The sequence below is a fragment of the Rhodococcus sp. AB351 genome, from assembly GCF_049538275.1.
GTDB lineage: Bacteria > Actinomycetota > Actinomycetes > Mycobacteriales > Mycobacteriaceae > Rhodococcus.
In genome coordinates this window covers 114,760-134,062 of the sequence record NZ_JBMVFW010000001.1, presented here as the reverse complement: position 1 = coordinate 134,062, position 19,303 = coordinate 114,760, and the positions used below count along the sequence as shown (strand labels likewise).

Here is a 19,303-nt window from a genome sequence, read left to right as displayed (position 1 = left end):
AAGGAGGCACGTGCCATGGCTTACCAGGTGGCATTGAGCTTCGAGGACGGGGTCACCCGCTTCATCAAGGTCAACCCGAACGAGACCGTCGCCGACGCCTCGTACAAGGCACGCATCAACATTCCGCTCGACTGCCGTGACGGCGCGTGCGGAACCTGCAAGGCCTTCTGCGAATCGGGCAGCTACGACGGCGGCGACTACATCGAGGACGCCCTCACCGACGAAGAGGCCGAGCAGGGTTACTGCCTGCCGTGCCAGATGATGCCGGAATCCGATCTGGTGGTGCAGATCGCGAGCACCTCCGATGTCGCGAAGACCGCGGCCGCCTCGTACAGCGCGACCATCACGGATCTGCGCCGCTACTCCGAGAGCGTGGTCGGGTTCACCGTCGAGATCGACAACCGTGACGATCTGGTGTTCCTGCCCGGTCAGTACGTCAACATTGGTGTGCCCGGCAGCGACGACGGCACCGGTAAGGCCGCGACCCGCTCGTACTCGTTCAGCACCGGCCCGCACGAGAATTCGCTCGCGTTCCTCGTGAAGATCACCGAGGGCGGTCTGATGTCCGAGTACCTGCGCGACCGCGCGCAGGTCGGCGACACCCTGGAGTTCACCGGCCCGTTCGGCAGCTTCTTCCTGCGCGAGCGCAAGCGCCCGTCGCTGCTGCTCGCCGGCGGTACCGGCCTGGCGCCGCTGCTGTCGATCCTGTCGAAGATCGAGGCCGACGGCTCGGACCAGCCGGTGCACCTGATCTACGGTGTCACCTTCGACCACGATCTCGTCGAGCTCGACGCGCTCGAGGAGTACACGAAGCGGTTGCCGAACTTCACGTTCGACTACTGCGTCGCCGACGAGGCGTCGTCCGCTCCGAACAAGGGCTACGTGACGGGTCTGTTCGAGCCGTCGCATCTCAACGACGGCGATGTGGACATCTACCTGTGTGGCCCGCCGCCCATGGTGGAGGCAGTGCGTAACCACCTGTCCGAGAACGGCATCGAGCCGACGAACTTCTACTTCGAGAAGTTCAACACCTCGGCCACCCCGGGTGGGGCAACCGCACCTGCTGCCACCGACGCCGAGAAGGCCGCGGCGGAGAAGGCTGCCGCCGAGACCGGTCGTCCGGTGGTGCTCGAGAACCCCGAGCCCGGCAACTACGAGATCGGCGAGGAGCATCCGCCCGTCGCCGAATCGGACGAGCAGTTCGATGCCCGCATGGCCCTCGAACTCGGCGTCGTCGAACTCACGATCGGCCGGCTCACCCCGGAGCAGCTCGTCGAGTTCCGCATCCTCGCCGAGGCCTCCGGCGCGTCGGTCGAAGGCGACCACTTCACCGACGCCGCGGCGTTCACCGACACCAACGCGGCCTTCCACGAGTTCCTCTTCCGTTGCTGCACCAACCCGGTGTTGCTCGAGGCGTACAACAAGCTCGAGGTCACCCGGTTGATGAAGCAGGTCCTGCGCGACGCGCAGTGGATCGAGGAGCACATCGTCGACGAGCACCTGCAGCTGGTCGAGGCGTTCGAGAAGGGCGACAAGGCCGCCGCGCGCGACCTGATCGTCGTCCACTCCCAGCACGCCAAGGAGACGATGCGCCGTGCCATCGCCACCAACGCCCCGGCAGGTGCCTCTTCATGACCGAGACGAAGATCTTCCCGGGCCGGTTCGACGGCCGGTGCCTGACGATCACCGGCGCCGCGCAGGGCATCGGCCTCACGGTGGCGACGCGCATCGCCGCCGAGGGCGGTGAGGTCGTGCTCGTCGACCGCGCGGATCTCGTCCACGAGGTGGCCGAGCAGCTGCGCGAGGCCGGCGGCAAGGCGCATTCGGTGACGGCGGATCTCGAGACCTTCGAGGGCGCGGAGGAGGCGATCTCCCACGCCGTGCGCACCACCGGTCGCATCGATGTGCTGATCAACGTCGTCGGCGGCACGATCTGGGCCAAGCCGTACGAGCACTACGCGCCGGAGGAGATCGAGAAGGAGATCCGGCGGTCGCTGTTCCCCACGTTGTGGACGTGCCGCGCCGCCGCTCCCCATCTCATCGAGCGCCGCGCCGGCACGATCGTGAACGTCTCGTCGGTCGCGACCCGCGGCGTCAACCGCGTGCCGTATTCGGCGGCGAAGGGTGGGGTCAACGCGATCACCGCGTCGCTGGCCCTCGAACTCGCCCCCTACGGGATCCGCGTGGTGGCGACCGCACCGGGCGGCACCGTCGCTCCGGAGCGGCGAATCGCGCGCGGTCCGTCGCCGCAGTCCGAGCAGGAGAAGGCCTGGTACCAGCAGATCGTGGACCAGACCGTCGACTCCTCGCTGCTCAAGCGGTACGGCACGCTCAACGAGCAGGCCGCCGCGATCTGTTTCCTGGCCTCCGAGGAGGCCTCCTACATCACCGGCTCGGTTCTTCCCGTCGCCGGCGGCGATCTGGGCTGACCGCCCCTCGCTCGGCCTCACCGGAGGCGCCCGTCCCTCCGGTGAGGCCACTTTTCTCCCCGAATTCGCTTGTGACTCCACTCACAGACCGGAGCAACGCATGACCCACGCCACGCAGACCTGGGCCAGTCCACAACATCGGCGCAGCGTCGTCTGGATCGTCGCGCTCGCCACCCTCGCGATCATCTTCGACGGCTACGACCTCGTCGTGTACGGCACCGTCCTCCCGACCCTGATGGCCGACCCGACCCAGCTCGGGGAGATCTCCGCCCAGCAGGGTGGCGCCCTCGGCTCCTACGCCCTCATCGGCGTCATGGTCGGCGCACTGCTGACCGGAGCGTTCGGCGACCGCGTCGGCCGCCGGAAGATGATGTTGATCAACATCGTCTGGTTCTCCGTCGGCATGGGTGCGGCGGCCTTCTCCACGAGCATCACGATGTTCGGTGCGCTCCGCTTCTTCACCGGCATCGGCGTCGGCGGTCTCGTTGCCACCGCCGGAGCCGTCGTCGCCGAGTTCGCTCCGCCCGGCAAGCGCAACCTGTTCAACGCCATCGTCTACAGCGGTGTCCCCGCCGGTGGTGTGATGGCCTCGCTGCTCGCGATCCTGCTGCGCGACGCCATCGGCTGGCGCGGGCTGTTCCTCATCGGCGCGTTGCCGCTGATCGTCCTGCTCCCGCTGGCACTGATGAAGCTTCCCGAGTCGCCGGCCTGGCTGCAGTCGCGGGGACGCTCCGAGGAGGCGCAGCAGGTGTGCGCGAAGTTCGGTTTCCCGCTGCCGTCCGCGGCACCTGTCGCCTCCACCGAGAAGATCGGTTTCGCGGCGCTCGCGACCCGGAAGTACGCCCTCGGTACGGGACTGCTCGGCATGATGAGCTTCGCCGGCCTGCTGCTCACCTACGGCCTCAACACGTGGCTGCCGAAGATCATGGCCGACGCCGGCTACAACGCCAACGGCTCGCTCGCCTTCCTGCTCGTCCTCAACGGCGGCGCCATCATCGGCGGCCTGCTCGCCTCGAAGGTCGCCGACGGCCGCGGACCGCAGTCCGTCATCGTCACCACCTTCTTCCTCGCGGCCGTGGCCCTGGTGCTGCTGACACTCGGCTTCCCGCTGCCGGTACTGCTCACCGCCGTCGCGATCGCCGGTGTCGGAACGATCGGCACCCAGGTGCTCATCTACGGGTTCGTGTCCAACTACTACGACACTCCCGCACGCGCCGCAGGCGTGGCGTGGTGCGCCGGCTTCGGTCGCCTGGGCGGCATCGTCGGCCCGGTCATCGGCGGTCTGCTCATCGGGGCGGGCTTCGCGAACAACGTGAACTTCTACATCTTCGCGGGTATCGCGCTCGCCGGTGGTCTGGTCACGTGGTTCGTGCCCCGCCCGGTCCAGTCCGTCCCGCCGGTCCGCGGTGCCGATCGCCCCGTGCCGACTACCGTGGATGTGTGACGGACAACGCTGTGCTGATCGGCCGGAACTCCGAGTTGATGCAACTCGAACGCCTCCTCGACGAAGCCCGCGCGGGTGTCCCCTCGCTGGTCCTCGTCGAGGGGGCGTCCGGCGTCGGAAAATCCTCCCTCGTCTCGTATTTCGTCGCTCGCCACGACAACCTCGCCGTGCACGACGCCACCGGAGCCCGCTGGGAGGCCGACCATCCCTGGTCCGTGCTCGAACAGCTGCTCGGTGACACCGTCACGGCGGGCGACCCGGTGGAGGCGGCACGCACGCTCCTCGACCGGATCGACGACGCGACGGTGATCGTCGTCGACGACGCGCACTACGCGGATGTCGAGTCGTTGCAGTCGCTGTCGTCGTCGCTGAGGCGAGCGCACGGACGTCCCCTGCTCATGATCTGGATCGTGCCCGACGTGCTTCCCGACGACGTCGCCCCGGCGACCGCCGACCTCCTCTCGAACAGCCACCGCGTGGACACCCTCCACGTCGGCGCGCTGGCGCCGCCCGACGTCGCGCAGCTCGCGTTGCATCGCATCGGCGTCGCCCTGTCCGCGTGGACGGCGCGTCGCCTGCAGGAACACACACTCGGGAACACCCGCTCGATCCTGCAGCTCCTCGACGAGATCCCCCGCGACGAATGGCACCGCTGGCAGGCACGCTTCCCGGCACCGAGACAACATGCGGGGAAGGTGGGCCGCATCCTCGACCGGTGCTCACCGGACACGCGCGCCCTCGTCGAATCGGTCGCCGTCCTGGACACCGCCGCGACACGGGGAGCCACCGAATCCCTCGCGCTCGTCGCCGAACTCGCCGAGGTCGGCGACACGACCGGGCCGCTCGACGAGGCCCACCGGCTCGGTCTGCTCACGATGCGTGAGCAACGGGGTGTGGTGTCGTTGTCGTTCCCCGATCCCATGACCCGCGCCGCCGTGGCCGACGAGATCGGTCCCGCGCGCTGGCACAGCCTGCACGCGCGGGCCGCCTCGCTCGTCGACGACGAGGGTGCCCGGCTGTTCCACCTGGTGTCCGCAACACCGACCGGAAACGAGGAACTCGCCGCCGACCTCGACGCCTACGCCCGGCGGTGCGCCGCCGACGGCGCGTGGTCCCAGGCCGCCGAAGCGCTCATCACCGCGAGCCGCATCACCCTGGACCGAGAACTGCGGACCCGCAGGATGATCCGCGGTGTCGACGCGCTGACCGGTGCGGCGGACCTCCCCCAGGCCCAGACGTTCGTGCCCGAGATCGAGAGCGTGCCGAGCGGACCGATGCGCAACGCGGTGCTCGGCTATCTCGCGATCCAGCGGGGGCGGGCCGCAGAAGCGCACCACCTGCTCACCGAGGCGTGGGCGATGCTCGACGATCCGGAGTCCGAACCCGAACTCGCCGCGACGATCTCGCAGCGCATGGTGCTGCACTCGCTGGCACGGCTGCGCGGCGACGATCTCGTCCTGTGGGCCGATCGTGCGGCGGACACCCTTCCCGAGACGGCTCCACCCGTCGTCGAGTCCCGGGCCATCCGCGGACTCGGACTGGCGATGACCGGTCGCGTCGACGAGGCGGTCGAGTCGTATTCGGCTCTGTCCGATGTCATCCGGCTCGGGGCGCAGAGCCAGCGCATCCGCATGGCGGAGGGATGGCTGGCGCTGGTGCTCGACCGCCCCGATCTCGCACGGACCGAACTCGAGACAGCCGAGCCCACCACCTTCCGCGGCGGATCGCTGCGTATCTCGCTGTGGGCGCAGGCGTGGCTCGCGCGAACACAATTCGCGCTCGGTGCGTGGTCCGACGCGCTGCGCACCGTCGATCGCGCGGCGGCGCAGCTCGACGCGACGCAACTCGACCTGCTCCGACCGCTCGTCCACTGGACCGGCGCCCAGGTCCAGGCATTGCGCGGAAACTGGACCGCGGCACGGGAACACGCCCACCGTGCCCGCGCCGGGAACAACGACTACCCGCTCATGCTCGTACCGGCCTGCCTGTGCCTGGCGCAGTGCGCCGAGGTGGTCTCCGACTACACGAGCGTGTTGCGCTATCTGCAACCGATCGTCACCATGCGCGATCGGGGCGCGGTCGACGAACCCGGCCACTGGCCGTGGCCGGATCTCTACGGCAACGCCCTCGTGATCACCGGACGCGTCGACGAGGCGGACGAATTCCTGCGGCCGCACGAGGAACTCGCCGCCGCACGCGGTCACCGTTCCGCCAAGGCCCGTCTCGGTTATGTGCGCGGGCGGATCCTCGGTGCCCGCGGCGACATCGATGCCGCCCGCGACGCTTTCGAACGCGCACTCGACGAGATCGACACGTTGCCATTGCCCTACGACCGCGCGCGCATCAACTTCGCGTACGGCCAGACGATGCGCCGGGCGGGGCGTCGCCGCGACGCCGACGCGGTGATCCGCACCGCCCGCGAGCTGTACTCGTCGCTCGGTGCCGTCTCGTACGTCGAGCGCTGCGACCGGGAACTCAAGGCCGGTGGTCTTCGTACCGGCGACAGCGAGACCAACGCGCCGCGTTCGGATTTCACGACACTCACCCCGCAGGAACGTGCCGTTGCCACTCTCGTGGCGTCGGGCCGCACGAACAAGGAGGTCGCCGGTGAGCTGTTCCTGTCCGTCAAGACCGTGCAGTACCACCTGACCCGCGTGTACTCGAAGTTCGGCATCCGCTCGCGCAGCGAGCTTGCCGCGAAGTTCCGACAACAGGATCGAGGTTGACCATTGACCGCCGTGGACGATCGCCCCACCGCCGAGACCGATCTGTTCGAACGCCCCGTGCGTCCCGTCGTCGGGCCGCGCGGGATACTCCGGGATCTCGGCCCGCGATACGCCGCGAACGGTCTGATCGGGCTCATCTTCTCGTGCACCGGACCGGTCGCGGTGATCCTCGCCGCCGGCGCCGCGGGCGGGCTGAGCGCACCGCAGTTGGCGTCGTGGATCTTCGGGGTGTTCGTCCTCAACGGGCTGCTCACCATCGTGATGAGCGTCGCCTACCGGCAACCGCTCGGGTTCTTCTGGACCATCCCCGGCACCGTGCTGGTCGGCGGGTCGCTCACCCATCTGAGCTGGGCGGAAGTGGTCGGCGCGTTCTTCGTGACCGCGGCGCTGGTGACGGTACTGGGTGCCTCGGGGCTGGTGCGCCGGGTGATGGAGGCGCTGCCCATGCCCATCGTCATGGCGATGGTCGCGGGGGTGTTCCTGAAGTTCGGCATCGATCTGGTTTCGGCGCTCGGTTCCGACGTCGCGATCGCCGCCCCGATGGTGATCGTCTTCCTCCTGCTCAGTTCCGTTGCGGTCCTCGGTAAGTGGATGCCGCCCATCCTGGGTGCCCTGCTCGCCGGGGTGGGCGCGGTCGCGCTGTCGGGCCGGTTCTCACCGTCCGGCACCGACAGCGCGGTCTTCGCCGCACCGGTGTTCACCGCACCGCAGTTCACGTGGGCGGCGATCCTCGAACTCGTCGTGCCGCTCGCGATCACCGTGCTGGTCGTGCAGAACGGGCAGGGCATCGCGGTGCTGCGCTCGGCGGGTCACAACCCGCCCGTCAACATCTCGGCGATCGCGTGTGGGCTGTGGTCCTTCCCCGCCGCGTGCGTCGGCGCCGTGTCGACCTGCCTGACCGGGCCGACCAACGCACTGCTCGTGTCGTCGGGGGAACGTGCCCGTCAGTACACCGCGGCGATCACGTGCGGGACGCTGGCGATCGTCTTCGGACTGTTCGCGCCGCTGTTCGTCCGGTGGATGATCGCCGCGCCCGCCTCGTTCGTCGCGACGCTCGGCGGCCTGGCGATGCTCAAGGCGTTGCAGGGCGCCTTCGTGGCCGGGTTCGCGAGCACACACACGATGGGTGCGCTCGTCGCGTTCGTGGTCACCGCCTCGAACATCACCGTCTGGAACATCGGCGCGGCGTTCTGGGGGCTCGTCGCGGGTGTGGCCGTGTCGTGGCTGATGGAGCGTCCGGACTTCAGCCGCTGACCCCGACCCCGACGTACTCGGCGAGGTGTTCGCCGGTGAGCGTCGACCGCTGCTCCACCAGCTCGGTGGGGGTGCCCTCGAAGACGATGCGTCCGCCGTCGTGGCCGGCGCCGGGGCCGAGGTCGATGATCCAGTCGGCGTGCGCCATCACGGCCTGGTGGTGTTCGATGACGATCACCGACTTACCGGACTCGACGAGCCGGTCGAGCAGACCGAGCAGCTGTTCGACGTCGGCGAGGTGCAGGCCCGTGGTGGGTTCGTCGAGGATGTAGGTCTCCCCCTTCTCGGCCATCGCGGTGGCGAGCTTGAGCCGCTGCCGCTCACCACCCGACAGGGTGGTCAGGGGCTGGCCGAGCCGCAGATAGCCGAGGCCGACGTCGGACAGTCGCTGCAGGATCTTCGACGCCGCCGGGGTGCGTGCCTCGCCGTCGGCGAAGTACTCCTGGGCCTGCGCGACGGACATACCGAGCACCTCGGCGATGTTCTTCCCCGCCAGGGTGTACTCGAGCACGGCGGCCTGGAAGCGCTTGCCCTCGCAGTCCTCGCAGACCGATTCGACGGTGGCCATCACCCCGAGGTCGGTGTAGACGACACCGGCGCCGTTGCAGGTCGGGCAGGCACCCTCGGAGTTGGAACTGAACAGGGCCGGCTTGACTCCGTTGGCCTTCGCGAACGCCTTGCGGATCGGTTCGAGCAGACCCGTGTAGGTCGCGGGGTTGCTGCGACGCGAGCCCTTGATCGGGCTCTGGTCGATCGTGACCACGCCGTCGCGGTCGGCCACCGAACCGTGGATCAGCGAGCTCTTGCCCGAACCGGCCACACCGGTCACCACGACGAGCACGCCGAGCGGGATGTCGACGTCGACATTCTGCAGGTTGTGCGTGTCGGCGTCGCGGACCTCCAGGGCGCCCTTCGGGGTGCGCACCGTCGGTTTCAGCGACGCCCGGTCGTCGAGGTGACGACCGGTGAGGGTGTCGGCACGACGCAGTTCGTCGACGGTGCCTTCGAAGACCACCTGTCCACCCTCGGTGCCGGCGCGCGGGCCGAGATCGACGATGTGATCGGCGATCGCGATGGCCTCGGGCTTGTGTTCGACGACGAGCACGGTGTTGCCCTTGTCGCGCAGCTGCAGCAGCAGGTTGTTCATCCGCGCGATGTCGTGCGGGTGCATGCCGATCGTCGGTTCGTCGAACACGTAGGTGATATCGGTGAGCGACGATCCGAGATGACGGATCATCTTGATGCGCTGCGATTCTCCGCCGGACAGGGTGCCGGTGGGGCGGTCCAGCGACAGATATCCCAGCCCGATATCGGCGAAGGAGTCGAGCAGATGCCCGAGGCTCTTCAGCAGCGGAGCGACCTGCGGAAGATCCAGTCCGCGAACCCATTCGGCGAGATCGCTGATCTGCATCGCGCACACGTCCGCGATGCTCCTGCCGTCGATCTTCGACGACCGCGCTTCGGGGGCGAGACGCGTCCCCTCACAGTCCGGGCACGTGGAGAAGACGACGGCCTTCTCGACGAACGCGCGGATGTGCGGTTGCATCGCGTCGAGATCCTTGGACAGGAACGACTTCTGGATCTTCGGGATCAGACCCTCGAAGGTGACGTTGACGCCCTCGACCTTGACCTTGGTGGGTTCCTTGTAGAGCAGGTCGTGGAGTTGCCGCTTGGTGAACTTCGCGATCGGCTTGTCGGGATCGAAGAAGCCACACCCCCGGTAGATCCGGCCGTACCAGCCGTCCATGCTGTAGCCGGGGATCTTCAGGGCGCCTTCGTTCAGGGAGAGACTGTCGTCGTAGAGCACGGTCAGGTCGAAATCGGAGACGTTGCCCTTGCCCTCGCATCGCGGGCACATGCCACCGAGCCGGTTGAAGGTCACCTTCTCGGCCTGGGTCTTCCCCGCGCCCCTCTCCACCGTCACCGCACCGCTGGCCCGCACCGACGGCACGTTGAACGAGTAGGCGTTGGGCGGACCGATGTGCGGCTCCGCAATCCGGCTGAACAGGATGCGGAGCATCGCGTTGGCATCGGTGGCCGTGCCCACCGTCGAGCGCGGGTTCGATCCCATCCGTTCCTGGCCGACGATGATCGCCGCGGTGATGCCGTCGAGCACGTCGACGTCCGGGCGGGCCAGGGTCGGCATGAATCCCTGCACGAACGCGCTGTACGTCTCGTTGATCAGACGCTGCGACTCGGCGGCGATCGTGCTGAACACCAGAGAACTCTTGCCCGAGCCGGACACACCGGTGAACACCGTCAATCGCCGCTTCGGGATCTCCACGCTGATGTCGCGGAGATTGTTCACGCGCGCTCCGTGGACCCGGATCGCGTCGTGGGTGTCGGCGACGTGCGCTGCGTGGGCCGGTGTGTCCTTCGTCGAGGTCATGTTCGAAGACTCCAGTGGTCGTATGGATGCGGACGGAACGGGTGCGACGATCGGAGAGTAAGGCCGATCGTGGGATCGGTCAGCGCAATTGCTGGATGCGGACCATGTTTCCCGCGGGGTCGCGGAGAGCGCAGTCGCGGACGCCGTACGGCTGGTCGGTGGGTTCCTGGACGATCTCGGTGTCGCCGGCCTGCAGTTGCTCGAACGCCCCGTCGAGGTCCTTCGTCGCCAGGATGATCGACGCGAAGGTGCCCTTGGCCATCATCTCGGCGATGGTGGCGTTCTCCTCCTCGGTGATGCCGGGGTCGGCGTCCGGCGGGTACAGCACCAGGGACGTACCGGGAGTGTCGCTGCGGCCGAGGGTGATCCAGCGCTTCCCGGCGTAGCCGACGTCGTTGAGGACTTCGAAGCCGAGCGTGTCGCGGTAGAACGCGAGGGACGCCTCGGGATCGGTGTGCGGAAGGAATGTCTGGTGAATGGTGATGTCCATGCCGATCACGGTATGACCGGCGGACCCGTCCGCGCTTCTCGATTCCTGATCGGTCTGGTGACATTCTTCGCCACGCACGACGGGATGCCGTTCGTCTCCTCGGCCGCCTGCTTGCGGTACACGCTCGGGGGCACGCCGACGAGTTCCGTGAAACGGGTACTGAAGGTGCCGAGCGACGAACAGCCCACCTCGAAGCACACCTCGGTGACGGTGAGGTCGCCGCGTCGCAGCAGCGTCATCGCCCGCTCGATGCGCCGGGTCATGAGATACGAATAGGGCGACTCGCCGTACGCGAGCCTGAACTGGCGGCTGAGATGGCCGGCGGACATGTTCACGCCGCGGGCGAGGGCCTCGACGTCGAGGGGTTGGGCGTACTCGCGGTCGATGCGGTCGCGGACGCGTCGCAGCAACGCGAGGTCGCGCAGGCGCTGATCGGTGACGGGTTTACCGGGCACGGGTCCGATCGTGCCACGATGCGCCGTCTCGATCCTGTCGTCGTGCGCCTCCACAGCACATCCGCCCCGCGAGGATCCCGGGACCACAAACCGGACCCGCCGGGACCGGAAAACTGACACTCTGTCGATACCTGCCCGTACGGATGAAAGGTCACCGATGGCTCGTGCGGTTCGCGTCGTCGTTCTCGGATCGGGATCGTGGGGAACCACGATCGCGTCGTTGGCCACACGCAACACCCCGACGACGTTGTGGGCCCGCAACGACGACATCGCGCGTGAGATCGACACCGAGCACCGCAACCGTCGATATCTCGGTGAACGGCCACTGCCGCAGGGCCTGCGCGCGACTTCCGATCTCGAAGAGGCCGCGCGCGAGGCCGACGTCCTGGTCGTGGGTGTGCCGTCGCACGCGGTGCGCAAGACACTCGAGCAGGTCGTCGACGAGATCCGCGCGTGGGTCCCGGTCGTCTCGCTCGTGAAGGGCCTCGAGCCGGGCACCCGTCTCCGGCCCACCGAGGTGATCGCCGAATGCCTTCCGGGGCACCCCGTCGGGCTGCTCGCGGGTCCGAACATCGCCGGGGAGATCGCCGACGGCATGGCCGCCGCGTCGGTGGTCGCGATGCAGGACGAAGCGGTGAGTGCGGCGCTGCAACCGCTGTTCGCCACGTCGCTGTTCCGCGTTTACCGCAACACCGACGTGCTCGGCTGCGAACTGGGCGGGATCCTCAAGAACATCGTGGCGATCGCGGCCGGCATGGCCGAGGGGCTCAGCGTCGGCGACAACACCCGCGCGATGGTCCTCTCCCGCGGACTGGCGGAGATGACGCGCCTCGGCGAGGCCATGGGTGCGGATCCGCGCACGTTCGCGGGCCTCACGGGGATGGGCGATCTCATTGCGACGTGCACGAGCCCGTCGTCGCGGAATCGCCGGATCGGTGAAGCGCTGGCGCGCGGGCTCAGCATCGACGAGGCCGTCGAGGCGCTGGGGCAGGTCGCCGAAGGGGTGAAGACCGCGCCGACGGTCATGGAACTCGCTCGCGAGTACGGGGTGGAGATGCCGATCGCCGCCGAGGTCGCGGCCGTGGTGACCGGGAAGAGCACCCCCACCGACGCTTATCGGGGACTGCGCCGCGTCACTCCCGGCGACGAGAAGGACATCGTCTGACCTTCTCTACAGCTTTCTCGGGAGAATCGTAGAAAGTGGAATATTCACCTGTCGTGTGCTCGCGGCCGGCTGAACGAACGCTCGGTGAAGTGCTGTGCCATCGTGGTGGCATGACTTCTGCCGCCGACACGCTGTCGTCCCTGCTCGACACCCGTTTCAGCTGCCGCGCGTTCCTGACGAAGCAGGTCCCGCGCGAGGACATCGAACGCATGCTGCAGATGGGTCAGCGCACCGCGTCCTGGTGCAACTCGCAGCCCTGGCAGGTGCACATCGTCAGCGGCGACGCCACCGACCGCCTGCGCGACGCCGTCTACGCGCAGGCCACCTCGGGGAACATGGATCCCGACATCCCGGGACCGGCCGAATACCGCGGTGCCTACGCCGAGCGTCGCCGCGGCGCCGGCTACGCCCTGTACAACGCGCTGGGCATCGCGCGCGACGACTACCAGCGCCGCACCGAGCAGATGCTCGAGAACTACCGCTTCTTCGGCGCACCGCACGTCGCGATCATCACCTCCGACAAGGTCCTCGGCGTGTACGGCGCCGTCGACTGCGGCGGCTACGTCTCGACCTTGCTGCTCGCCGCCGAATCGCTCGGCATCGCTGCCGTCCCGCAGGCCGCCGTCGCGATGACGGCCACCGCGCTGCGACGCGAACTGAACATCGGCGACGACCGCGACATCGTCTGCGCCATCTCGTTCGGTTACGCCGACGAGGCGCACCCGGCCAATGCGTGTCGCACGGATCGCGCGTCGCTCGACGAGACCGTCGAGTGGGTCGACTGAACTTTCGATCGTCCCGGCTGTCGGTCAGTCGTTCTGGGCGCGCAGGTAGCGCCCGAAGTGCGGAACGGTGAACCCGATGAACCCGCGCTCGGCGGAGTAGATCAGGCCCTTCTTGATCAATCCGTCGCGCGCGGGTGACAGGGAAGCCGGTTTCCGTCCGAGTTCGACGGCGATCTTCGAGGTCGCGACGGGTCCGTCGTCGCCCGACAGATCCGCCATGGCCCGCATGTATTCGCGTTCGGCGGGGGTCGCCCGTTCGTAGCGGGAGCCGAAGAAGCCGACGGCGAGTTCCTCTTCCGCCGTGGGTGCCGCGACCCGCACGTCGTCGGCGGTGATCGGCGAATCCGCTGCGACGTCCCAGGTCGCCTTGCCGTAGGCCTGCACGAAATACGGGTAGCCGTCGGCGGTTTCGTACAGCAGGTCGAGGGCGTCCTGCGTGAACTCGACGTCCTCTCGTGCCGCGGGCGCGATGAGCGCGAGATCCGCTGCCGCACGGTCGAGCCGGTCGATGCGGTGGTAGGTGAACAACCGCTCGGAGTAGGACTTCGATGCCGACAGCACGGCGGGCAGGTGCGGCAGGCCGGCCCCGACGACGATGAGCGGCGCGGCGTCCTGGCTCAGCTCGTGGCAGGCACCGCAGATCGCCGAGACATCGTCGGGGCCCAGATCCTGCATCTCGTCGATGAACAACGCGATGCCCACGCCCACGTCGCGCGCGAGTCCTGCTGCGTCGACGAGCAGTTCGACGAGGTCGATCTCGATGTCGCCCGAGTCCGCCCGTCCTTTCACGGCCGGGGCGTCGATGCCGGGTTGCCAGCGTTCGCGCATGCCCTTGTCGGCGGTGGCCCGCAGCGCGAACGACTTGAGCACGCCGAGGAAGTACTCCACCGATTCCGGATCCGGATGTGCGGCAGCGATCTCGCGGACCGCCATGTGCAGCGCCGACGACAGCGGGCGTCGAAGTCCTTGATCGGGACGGGCCTCGATCTTGCCGGTGCCCCAGCTCTTCGCGATGGCGGCGGAGCGCAGATGGTTGAGAAGGACGGTCTTGCCGACCCCGCGGAGTCCGGTGAGGACGACGCTGCGTTCGGGTCGTTCCCTGGCGATCCGTTCGAGAACCACTTCGAACGCGGTGAGTTGCTTCTCGCGGCCGGCGAGTTCGGGCGGGCGCTGTCCCGCGCCCGGGGCGTACGGGTTGCGGACAGGATCCATCCGTCGATGCTAACGGCGAGCTCATCGGATTCTGAGCTCATCTAGTGCGTGTCGTAGACGGCGGTATTCGTCTATGTCCGAGCTCGAAACCGCAGTTGTTGTCGACATTTCGGCGAATTCTCGACAACAACTGCAACCTCGGCGGTCCGGAGCTACATGCACGCATGCGCATTTCAGACTTTGACATTCATTTTCGATAGTGGCTATTTCTTTCCCCATGACAACCCTCTCCCGCTACGGCGGCGCCATCCTCACGGTCGTCGCTGCAACCTTCGCCGCCGCATGCGGCGGTACCCCTGAAGCCGACACCACGGCGGCCGACACCACCGAGACGACGACCACCACCGCCGCTGCGGCCCCCGAAGTGGCGACGGCGCAGCCACGCCTCGCCCTGACCTACGACGGCGGGGTCCTCGTCGTCGACGAAGAAGAACTCACCGTCGTCGACGACTTCGCACTCGACGGTTTCAACCGCCTGTCCCCCGCCGGCGACGGACGCCACGTGCTGATCTCCACCGAGGGCGGATTCCGCGCTCTCGACACCGGCAGCTGGACGGAGGCCCACGGCGACCACGGCCACCACTACGCCGGCACACCCACGCTCACCGACCTGACGTTCGCCGCCGAGAAACCCGGACATGTCGTTCCACACGCCGGGGTCACCGCCCTGTTCGACGACGGCACCGGACGCATCGACATGTTCGACCCAGCCGACCTCGAATCGGCGACCGAACTCCCGGCGCTCGACAGCCGCACGCTTCCCGAGGCCCACCACGGCGTGGCCGTCCCGATGCCCGACGGCGGCATGCTCGTCACCCTCGGCGATTCCGACAAGCGGACGGGAGTGGCACTGCTCGACGAGAACGGCACCGAGGTCGTGCGCACCGAAGCGTGCCCGGGCGTGCACGGCGAGACGGTCGCGGCCGACGGGGTCGTCGCATTCGGGTGCGAGGACGGCATGGTGATCTTCCGCGACGGAACATTCACGAAGGCGTCGGTGCCCGACCCGTACGGCCGGATCGGGAACCAGGCCGGAAGCGAGGACTCGCCCATCGTGCTCGGCGACTACAAGACCGATCCCGACGCGGAGCTCGAGCGCCCCGAGCGGGTCGCGCTCGTGGACACCCGCACGGCGTCGGTGCGCCTCGTCGACCTCGGCACGAGTTACACCTTCCGTTCCCTCGGCCGCGGACTGGCGGGTGAAGCACTCGTTCTCGGCACCGACGGCCGCCTTCACGTGATCGATCCCGAGTCCGGCGAGATCGTCCGGCGGATCGAGGTGCTCGAGCCGTGGACCGAGCCCGACGTGTGGCAGGCACCTCGGCCCGCACTCGAGGTGCAGGGCGAAACGGCGTTCGTCACCGATCCCGCCACCGATTCCCTGTACGCGGTGGACGTGACCTCGGGTGAGATCCGTACGGCCGAACTGCCGCACACCCCGAACGAGATCAGCGGCGTCGCCTGACCCTACTACCGGAGTATTCGGCTTTCTAGGTCGAGAGCTAGAAAGCCGAATACTCCGATCGAGACCTGGGAACCGACCTACTCCCACAACGTGATCCACGTCACCCGATAAGCGTACGAAACGGAAATCTCCGTCAAAACGCTTGGGGAGACGTTATTCTCGTCGCCTGAACTCGAAGACAACGATTGTGTAACGTGGCGACGCACCTGTTTCCGACCGGGAGGTACCGCCCGTGCTGTTGACCGAAGTCCGTACCCGACCTGTTCGATCCTTGCTGATCGCCATCGGTCTGACGGTCTCGGCCCTGGCAGTCGCGGGATACCTGCGCGACGCGGTGAACGAGTACCTCATGGATCTCGACGTCTTCCGCGATGCCGGCTGGGCCTTCCTGCACCACACCCCGCTGTACACGGAGGGCTTCTTCAGCCATTCCGGCTTCCGTTTCATCTACCCACCCTTCGCGGCGTTCCTCTTCGCCCCGATGGCGCTGGTGGGCAGTACCGCCCTGCAGGTGTTGTGGACGATAGGACTGATCGCTCTCGTGTGGTGGGTGCTCGCGGTGGTCTACCGGCGACTCGACATGTCCCAGCCGAGCCTGGTCGCTGCCGCATCGCTCGGCCCCGTCCTGTGGCTCGAGCCGTTCCGCTCCAACTTCACGTTCGGGCAGATCAACATCGTGCTCATGGCGCTGGTGGTCGCCGACCTGCTCGGTGTGATCCCGAAGCGCTTCCGCGGTGTCGGCATCGCGCTGGCCGCCGCCATCAAGGTGACCCCGGCCGCCTTCGGACTGATCTTCCTGCTGCGCCGCGACTGGCCATCGGCATTCCGCGCAATAGGCGCCTTCGCCGCGACCGTCGCGTTCGGCTACTGGTTACGCCCCGATTCGACCGTCTACTTCTGGACCACGGAGTTCTTCGCGACCGACCGCGCCGGCGACCCGTCGTTCTTCCGCAACCAGGCACTCACCGGACTCATCGCCCGTTTCGACTTCTCCGACGGCACCGCCAAGGCGCTCTGGCTGGCCGGTGCGCTGATCATCGTGGCCGGTACCGCGTGGGCCGCCTACCGCTTCCTGCGTGCCGACGAACCCGTGGTCGCGGTGGCGCTGGTGGGCCTGGCGTCACTGCTCGCCGCTCCGATCGCCGTCACCCACCACTGGGTGTACGCGCTGTTCCTCGTGCCGCTGCTGGTCGCGCCGGCCTACCGTCGCTGGTGGCCCGTGCTGGTGCCCGCCGCCGTCGTCTTCCTCATCGGACCCAACCACCTGCTGCGTGAGGCGTCCTCCGGCGGCTGGGTCGAGCAGTTGCTCCTCGAAGTGCTCGGCACCTCGCAGTGCCTGGCCGCGATCGCGGTCTTCGTCGCCGCGATGATCGCCGCGCGCAGTCGTCGCCCCGGCGCCGAGGCCCCGGTGGAAGCCCGCCCGGTGGAGGCCCAGGAAGCCCCCGTGGAATCCGGCGAGAGCGCCAACGAGACCGCTCAGGTCCAGAACGCCGACGCGACGAGATAGAGGCCCGTCCCGACGACGGTGCTCAGCGCGGCGTTCCGTCGCCACAGGTGCACGGCGATCGTGCCCGCGAGACCGACGGTCGCCGGGAGCCAGGTCGACTGCCCCACGTCGCGCAGCGTGTACATCACGAGGATCACCATGACCCCCGCGGGCATCGTGCGGCCGAGGAAGTCGACGAAGGCGGAGTTCTTCAGCGCCGACAACGCGAGGAACGGCGCCGCGCGCAGCGCGACCGTCACGACGAACATCACCGCCAGGGCACCGAGGACGTATCCGGCGCCGGGCACCGACTCAGGCACGGGCCACCTTGTTCCGGTAGACGAACCGCGCGAACAGGCACACCACGAACAGACCGAGGCCGACGACGAGCATCTGCTCCTTCGCGACCAGCAATGCGACGAGACCGCAGACCAGCGCGATCACCGGTGCCGGCACGTCGCGGTTGGCGCGGAAGGCATCGATGGCGAGCACCGCGAACAGCGCCGTGAGCGCGAACTCGAGCCCGGTGAGTCCCTCCGGGAGCACCGCGCCGATCAGCGCGCCGACCGTGCCCGACACCACCCACATCAGCTGGCACAGCACCTGGACCGTGAGGATGCGGGTGCCCGTCAGCTGCTCACGTGCCTTGGGCGCGACGATCGCGTACGACTCGTCGGTGAGCGCGTACACGCCGTAGAGACGCCCGAGCCTGCTGCGGATGCGGCGCAGCGGGAACGACAGGCCGTAGAAGACGTGGCGGAAGTTCACGAGAAACGTCGCCGCCGCGACCGACGCGAGCGGGGTGACCGCCGCGATGAGACCGATCGCGAGGAACTCCATCGACCCCGCGTAGATGACGGTGGAGAAGATCGGTGCCCACCACCAGTCGAACCCGCCCTGGGTGAGCACCACTCCGAACGCGAGGCCCAGCGGAATCAGTCCGAGCCCGACGGCCCAGGAGTCCGCGACACCCGCGCGGATCTCGAGGGAGCGACGGTCGGGCATGCTCATCAGGCTATCGCCGGGCTCGCACCTGTCGTGTCCGGCCCGAAGGAAGGTGATCTGTGTCCACCTCGTTCACGGAGGTCGTGTCCTCCGCGTGGCAGGCCGTGTCGACCGTCGACGAGCCCGCACCGACGATGGTCGTCGTCGGCACGGCGATCGTCGCACTCGTGCTCGTGACCGTGCGTCCGCTGTGGTTGAAGACCCGTCACGTCATCACACAGGCGCACGAGGGATCGCACGCGCTGGTCGCAGCGCTCGTGGGCCGCAAACTGTCGGGCATCCGCCTGCACAGCGACACCTCGGGGGTGATGGTGTCGTCCGGCAATCCGCGCGGTCCCGGCATGGTCGCGACGACCTTCGCGGGATACACCGGCCCGGCCGTGCTCGGCTTCGCCGCGGCGACGCTGCTGACACTCGATCGGCCCGCCGCGGTGCTGTGGTCGATCCTCGCCGCACTCGCCGTCCTGTTGCTGCTCATCCGCAATCTGTACGGCTTCGTCTCCGTGGTGATCGCGGGAGCGCTCGTCGGTGCAGCCGCCTATCTCGGTGATCCGGTCGTTCGGTACACCGCGGCGTACCTGATCACGTGGGTGCTGCTCCTCGGCGCGACCCGCCCTGTCCTCGAACTCGCCCGCACCCATTCGCGCGGTCGCGGCCGGGGTTCGGATGCCGACCAGTTGCGCTGGCTCACCCGGCTCCCGGCCGCGGTGTGGATCGCGCTGTTCGCGATCGTCACGGCGGGTACCGCCTTCTACGGCGTCACCCGGATCGTGGTGACCCAGCTGTCCTGAGCGGTCAGGGCGCCGGCGACGTCGAGGACGGCGGGGTGCATCGTCAGCACGTCCTCGACCTCGACCGGGTAGATGTTGACGCCGCCGGACAGGATCAGGTCGGTGCGCCGCGCCGAGAGATACAGGTAGCCGTCCTCGTCGACGTGCCCGAGATCGCCGAGGGTCGTCCAGCCCTTGTCGTTGTAGGCGGCGGTTTTCGCGTCACCG

At 68.1% G+C, this 19,303-nt stretch carries 16 protein-coding genes and 1 pseudogene; 10 read left to right on the top strand and 7 right to left on the bottom strand.

From position 1 onward, the window contains the following. The first annotated feature begins 15 nt into the window (after nucleotides 1-15). From benC to ACPCXD_RS00675, 5 genes are all read left to right on the top strand, one after another. Nucleotides 16-1,635, top strand: a complete 1,620-nt coding sequence (gene benC, locus ACPCXD_RS00695) for a benzoate 1,2-dioxygenase electron transfer component BenC (protein ID WP_088898055.1) — start codon at nucleotides 16-18, stop codon at nucleotides 1,633-1,635. Then, nucleotides 1,632-2,429, top strand: coding sequence for a benzoate diol dehydrogenase BenD (gene benD, locus ACPCXD_RS00690; RefSeq protein ID WP_423657882.1), 798 nt, complete (start codon nucleotides 1,632-1,634; stop codon nucleotides 2,427-2,429). The genes benC and benD overlap by 4 nt, the downstream gene beginning before the upstream one ends. A 100-nt stretch (nucleotides 2,430-2,529) precedes the next feature. After that, on the top strand, nucleotides 2,530-3,873 hold the full coding sequence (locus ACPCXD_RS00685) for an MFS transporter (protein ID WP_423657880.1): 1,344 nt from the start codon (nucleotides 2,530-2,532) through the stop codon (nucleotides 3,871-3,873). Then, nucleotides 3,870-6,599 (top strand): helix-turn-helix transcriptional regulator, encoded by a 2,730-nt coding sequence (locus ACPCXD_RS00680; protein ID WP_423657878.1) that lies wholly within the window; start codon nucleotides 3,870-3,872, stop codon nucleotides 6,597-6,599. The genes ACPCXD_RS00685 and ACPCXD_RS00680 overlap by 4 nt, the downstream gene beginning before the upstream one ends. A 12-nt stretch (nucleotides 6,600-6,611) precedes the next feature. Continuing rightward, nucleotides 6,612-7,853 carry a benzoate/H(+) symporter BenE family transporter gene (locus tag ACPCXD_RS00675; protein ID WP_423658809.1) on the top strand — a complete coding sequence of 414 codons (1,242 nt, stop codon included), beginning with the start codon at nucleotides 6,612-6,614 and terminating at the stop codon, nucleotides 7,851-7,853. Here the strand turns inward: ACPCXD_RS00675 and ACPCXD_RS00670 are convergent. The 3 genes from ACPCXD_RS00670 to ACPCXD_RS00660 all read right to left on the bottom strand — a co-directional run bounded on the left by ACPCXD_RS00670 (nucleotide 7,843) and on the right by ACPCXD_RS00660 (nucleotide 11,187). Then, nucleotides 7,843-10,242: an ATP-binding cassette domain-containing protein gene (locus ACPCXD_RS00670; protein ID WP_423657876.1), complete on the bottom strand. Its 2,400-nt coding sequence runs from the start codon at nucleotides 10,240-10,242 to the stop codon at nucleotides 7,843-7,845. The two genes, ACPCXD_RS00675 and ACPCXD_RS00670, sit on opposite strands and share 11 nt — an antisense overlap. Before the next feature lie 79 nt (nucleotides 10,243-10,321). Then, a complete protein-coding gene (locus ACPCXD_RS00665) occupies nucleotides 10,322-10,732 on the bottom strand; it encodes a VOC family protein (protein ID WP_026061047.1) in 411 nt (136 codons plus the stop codon). A 5-nt stretch (nucleotides 10,733-10,737) separates the two neighbouring features. Then, nucleotides 10,738-11,187 (bottom strand): helix-turn-helix transcriptional regulator, encoded by a 450-nt coding sequence (locus ACPCXD_RS00660; RefSeq protein WP_026061046.1) that lies wholly within the window; start codon nucleotides 11,185-11,187, stop codon nucleotides 10,738-10,740. A gap of 157 nt (nucleotides 11,188-11,344) precedes the next feature. Here ACPCXD_RS00660 and ACPCXD_RS00655 point away from each other — a divergent pair, with 157 nt between their 5' ends. After that, a complete protein-coding gene (locus ACPCXD_RS00655) occupies nucleotides 11,345-12,352 on the top strand; it encodes an NAD(P)H-dependent glycerol-3-phosphate dehydrogenase (protein ID WP_423657873.1) in 1,008 nt (335 codons plus the stop codon). Nucleotides 12,353-12,462: 110 nt separating this feature from the next. Beyond that, nucleotides 12,463-13,137: a nitroreductase gene (locus ACPCXD_RS00650; RefSeq protein ID WP_423657871.1), complete on the top strand. Its 675-nt coding sequence runs from the start codon at nucleotides 12,463-12,465 to the stop codon at nucleotides 13,135-13,137. Nucleotides 13,138-13,161: 24 nt separating this feature from the next. Here ACPCXD_RS00650 and ACPCXD_RS00645 read toward each other — a convergent pair whose 3' ends face one another. After that, the gene (locus ACPCXD_RS00645; RefSeq protein ID WP_060652620.1) at nucleotides 13,162-14,349 is read right to left on the bottom strand and encodes a DUF8462 domain-containing protein; all 1,188 of its coding nucleotides are present in this window, start codon (nucleotides 14,347-14,349) and stop codon (nucleotides 13,162-13,164) included. Between the two features lie 217 nt (nucleotides 14,350-14,566). Between ACPCXD_RS00645 and aztD the strand changes: the two genes are divergently transcribed. Further along, on the top strand, nucleotides 14,567-15,814 hold the full coding sequence (gene aztD, locus ACPCXD_RS00640; RefSeq protein ID WP_423657869.1) for a zinc metallochaperone AztD: 1,248 nt from the start codon (nucleotides 14,567-14,569) through the stop codon (nucleotides 15,812-15,814). 232 nt (nucleotides 15,815-16,046) lie between these two features. After that, nucleotides 16,047-17,321 carry a glycosyltransferase 87 family protein gene (locus tag ACPCXD_RS00635; RefSeq protein WP_106201027.1) on the top strand — a complete coding sequence of 425 codons (1,275 nt, stop codon included), beginning with the start codon at nucleotides 16,047-16,049 and terminating at the stop codon, nucleotides 17,319-17,321. Here ACPCXD_RS00635 and ACPCXD_RS00630 read toward each other — a convergent pair. Both ACPCXD_RS00630 and ACPCXD_RS00625 read right to left on the bottom strand, forming a co-directional pair. Then, a complete protein-coding gene (locus ACPCXD_RS00630; protein WP_106201026.1) occupies nucleotides 17,291-17,620 on the bottom strand; it encodes a branched-chain amino acid transport AzlD family protein in 330 nt (109 codons plus the stop codon). The two genes, ACPCXD_RS00635 and ACPCXD_RS00630, sit on opposite strands and share 31 nt — an antisense overlap. Beyond that, a complete protein-coding gene (locus ACPCXD_RS00625) occupies nucleotides 17,613-18,311 on the bottom strand; it encodes an AzlC family ABC transporter permease (protein ID WP_106201025.1) in 699 nt (232 codons plus the stop codon). The genes ACPCXD_RS00630 and ACPCXD_RS00625 overlap by 8 nt, the downstream gene beginning before the upstream one ends. Nucleotides 18,312-18,364: 53 nt before the next feature. Between ACPCXD_RS00625 and ACPCXD_RS00620 the strand changes: the two genes are divergently transcribed. Then, nucleotides 18,365-19,096, top strand: coding sequence for a M50 family metallopeptidase (locus ACPCXD_RS00620; protein WP_016691737.1), 732 nt, complete (start codon nucleotides 18,365-18,367; stop codon nucleotides 19,094-19,096). 14 nt (nucleotides 19,097-19,110) lie between these two features. Here ACPCXD_RS00620 and ACPCXD_RS00615 read toward each other — a convergent pair. Next, a pseudogene (locus ACPCXD_RS00615) lies at nucleotides 19,111-19,296 on the bottom strand (acyl-CoA synthetase); the annotation flags it as partial. Nucleotides 19,297-19,303: the final 7 nt, after the last annotated feature.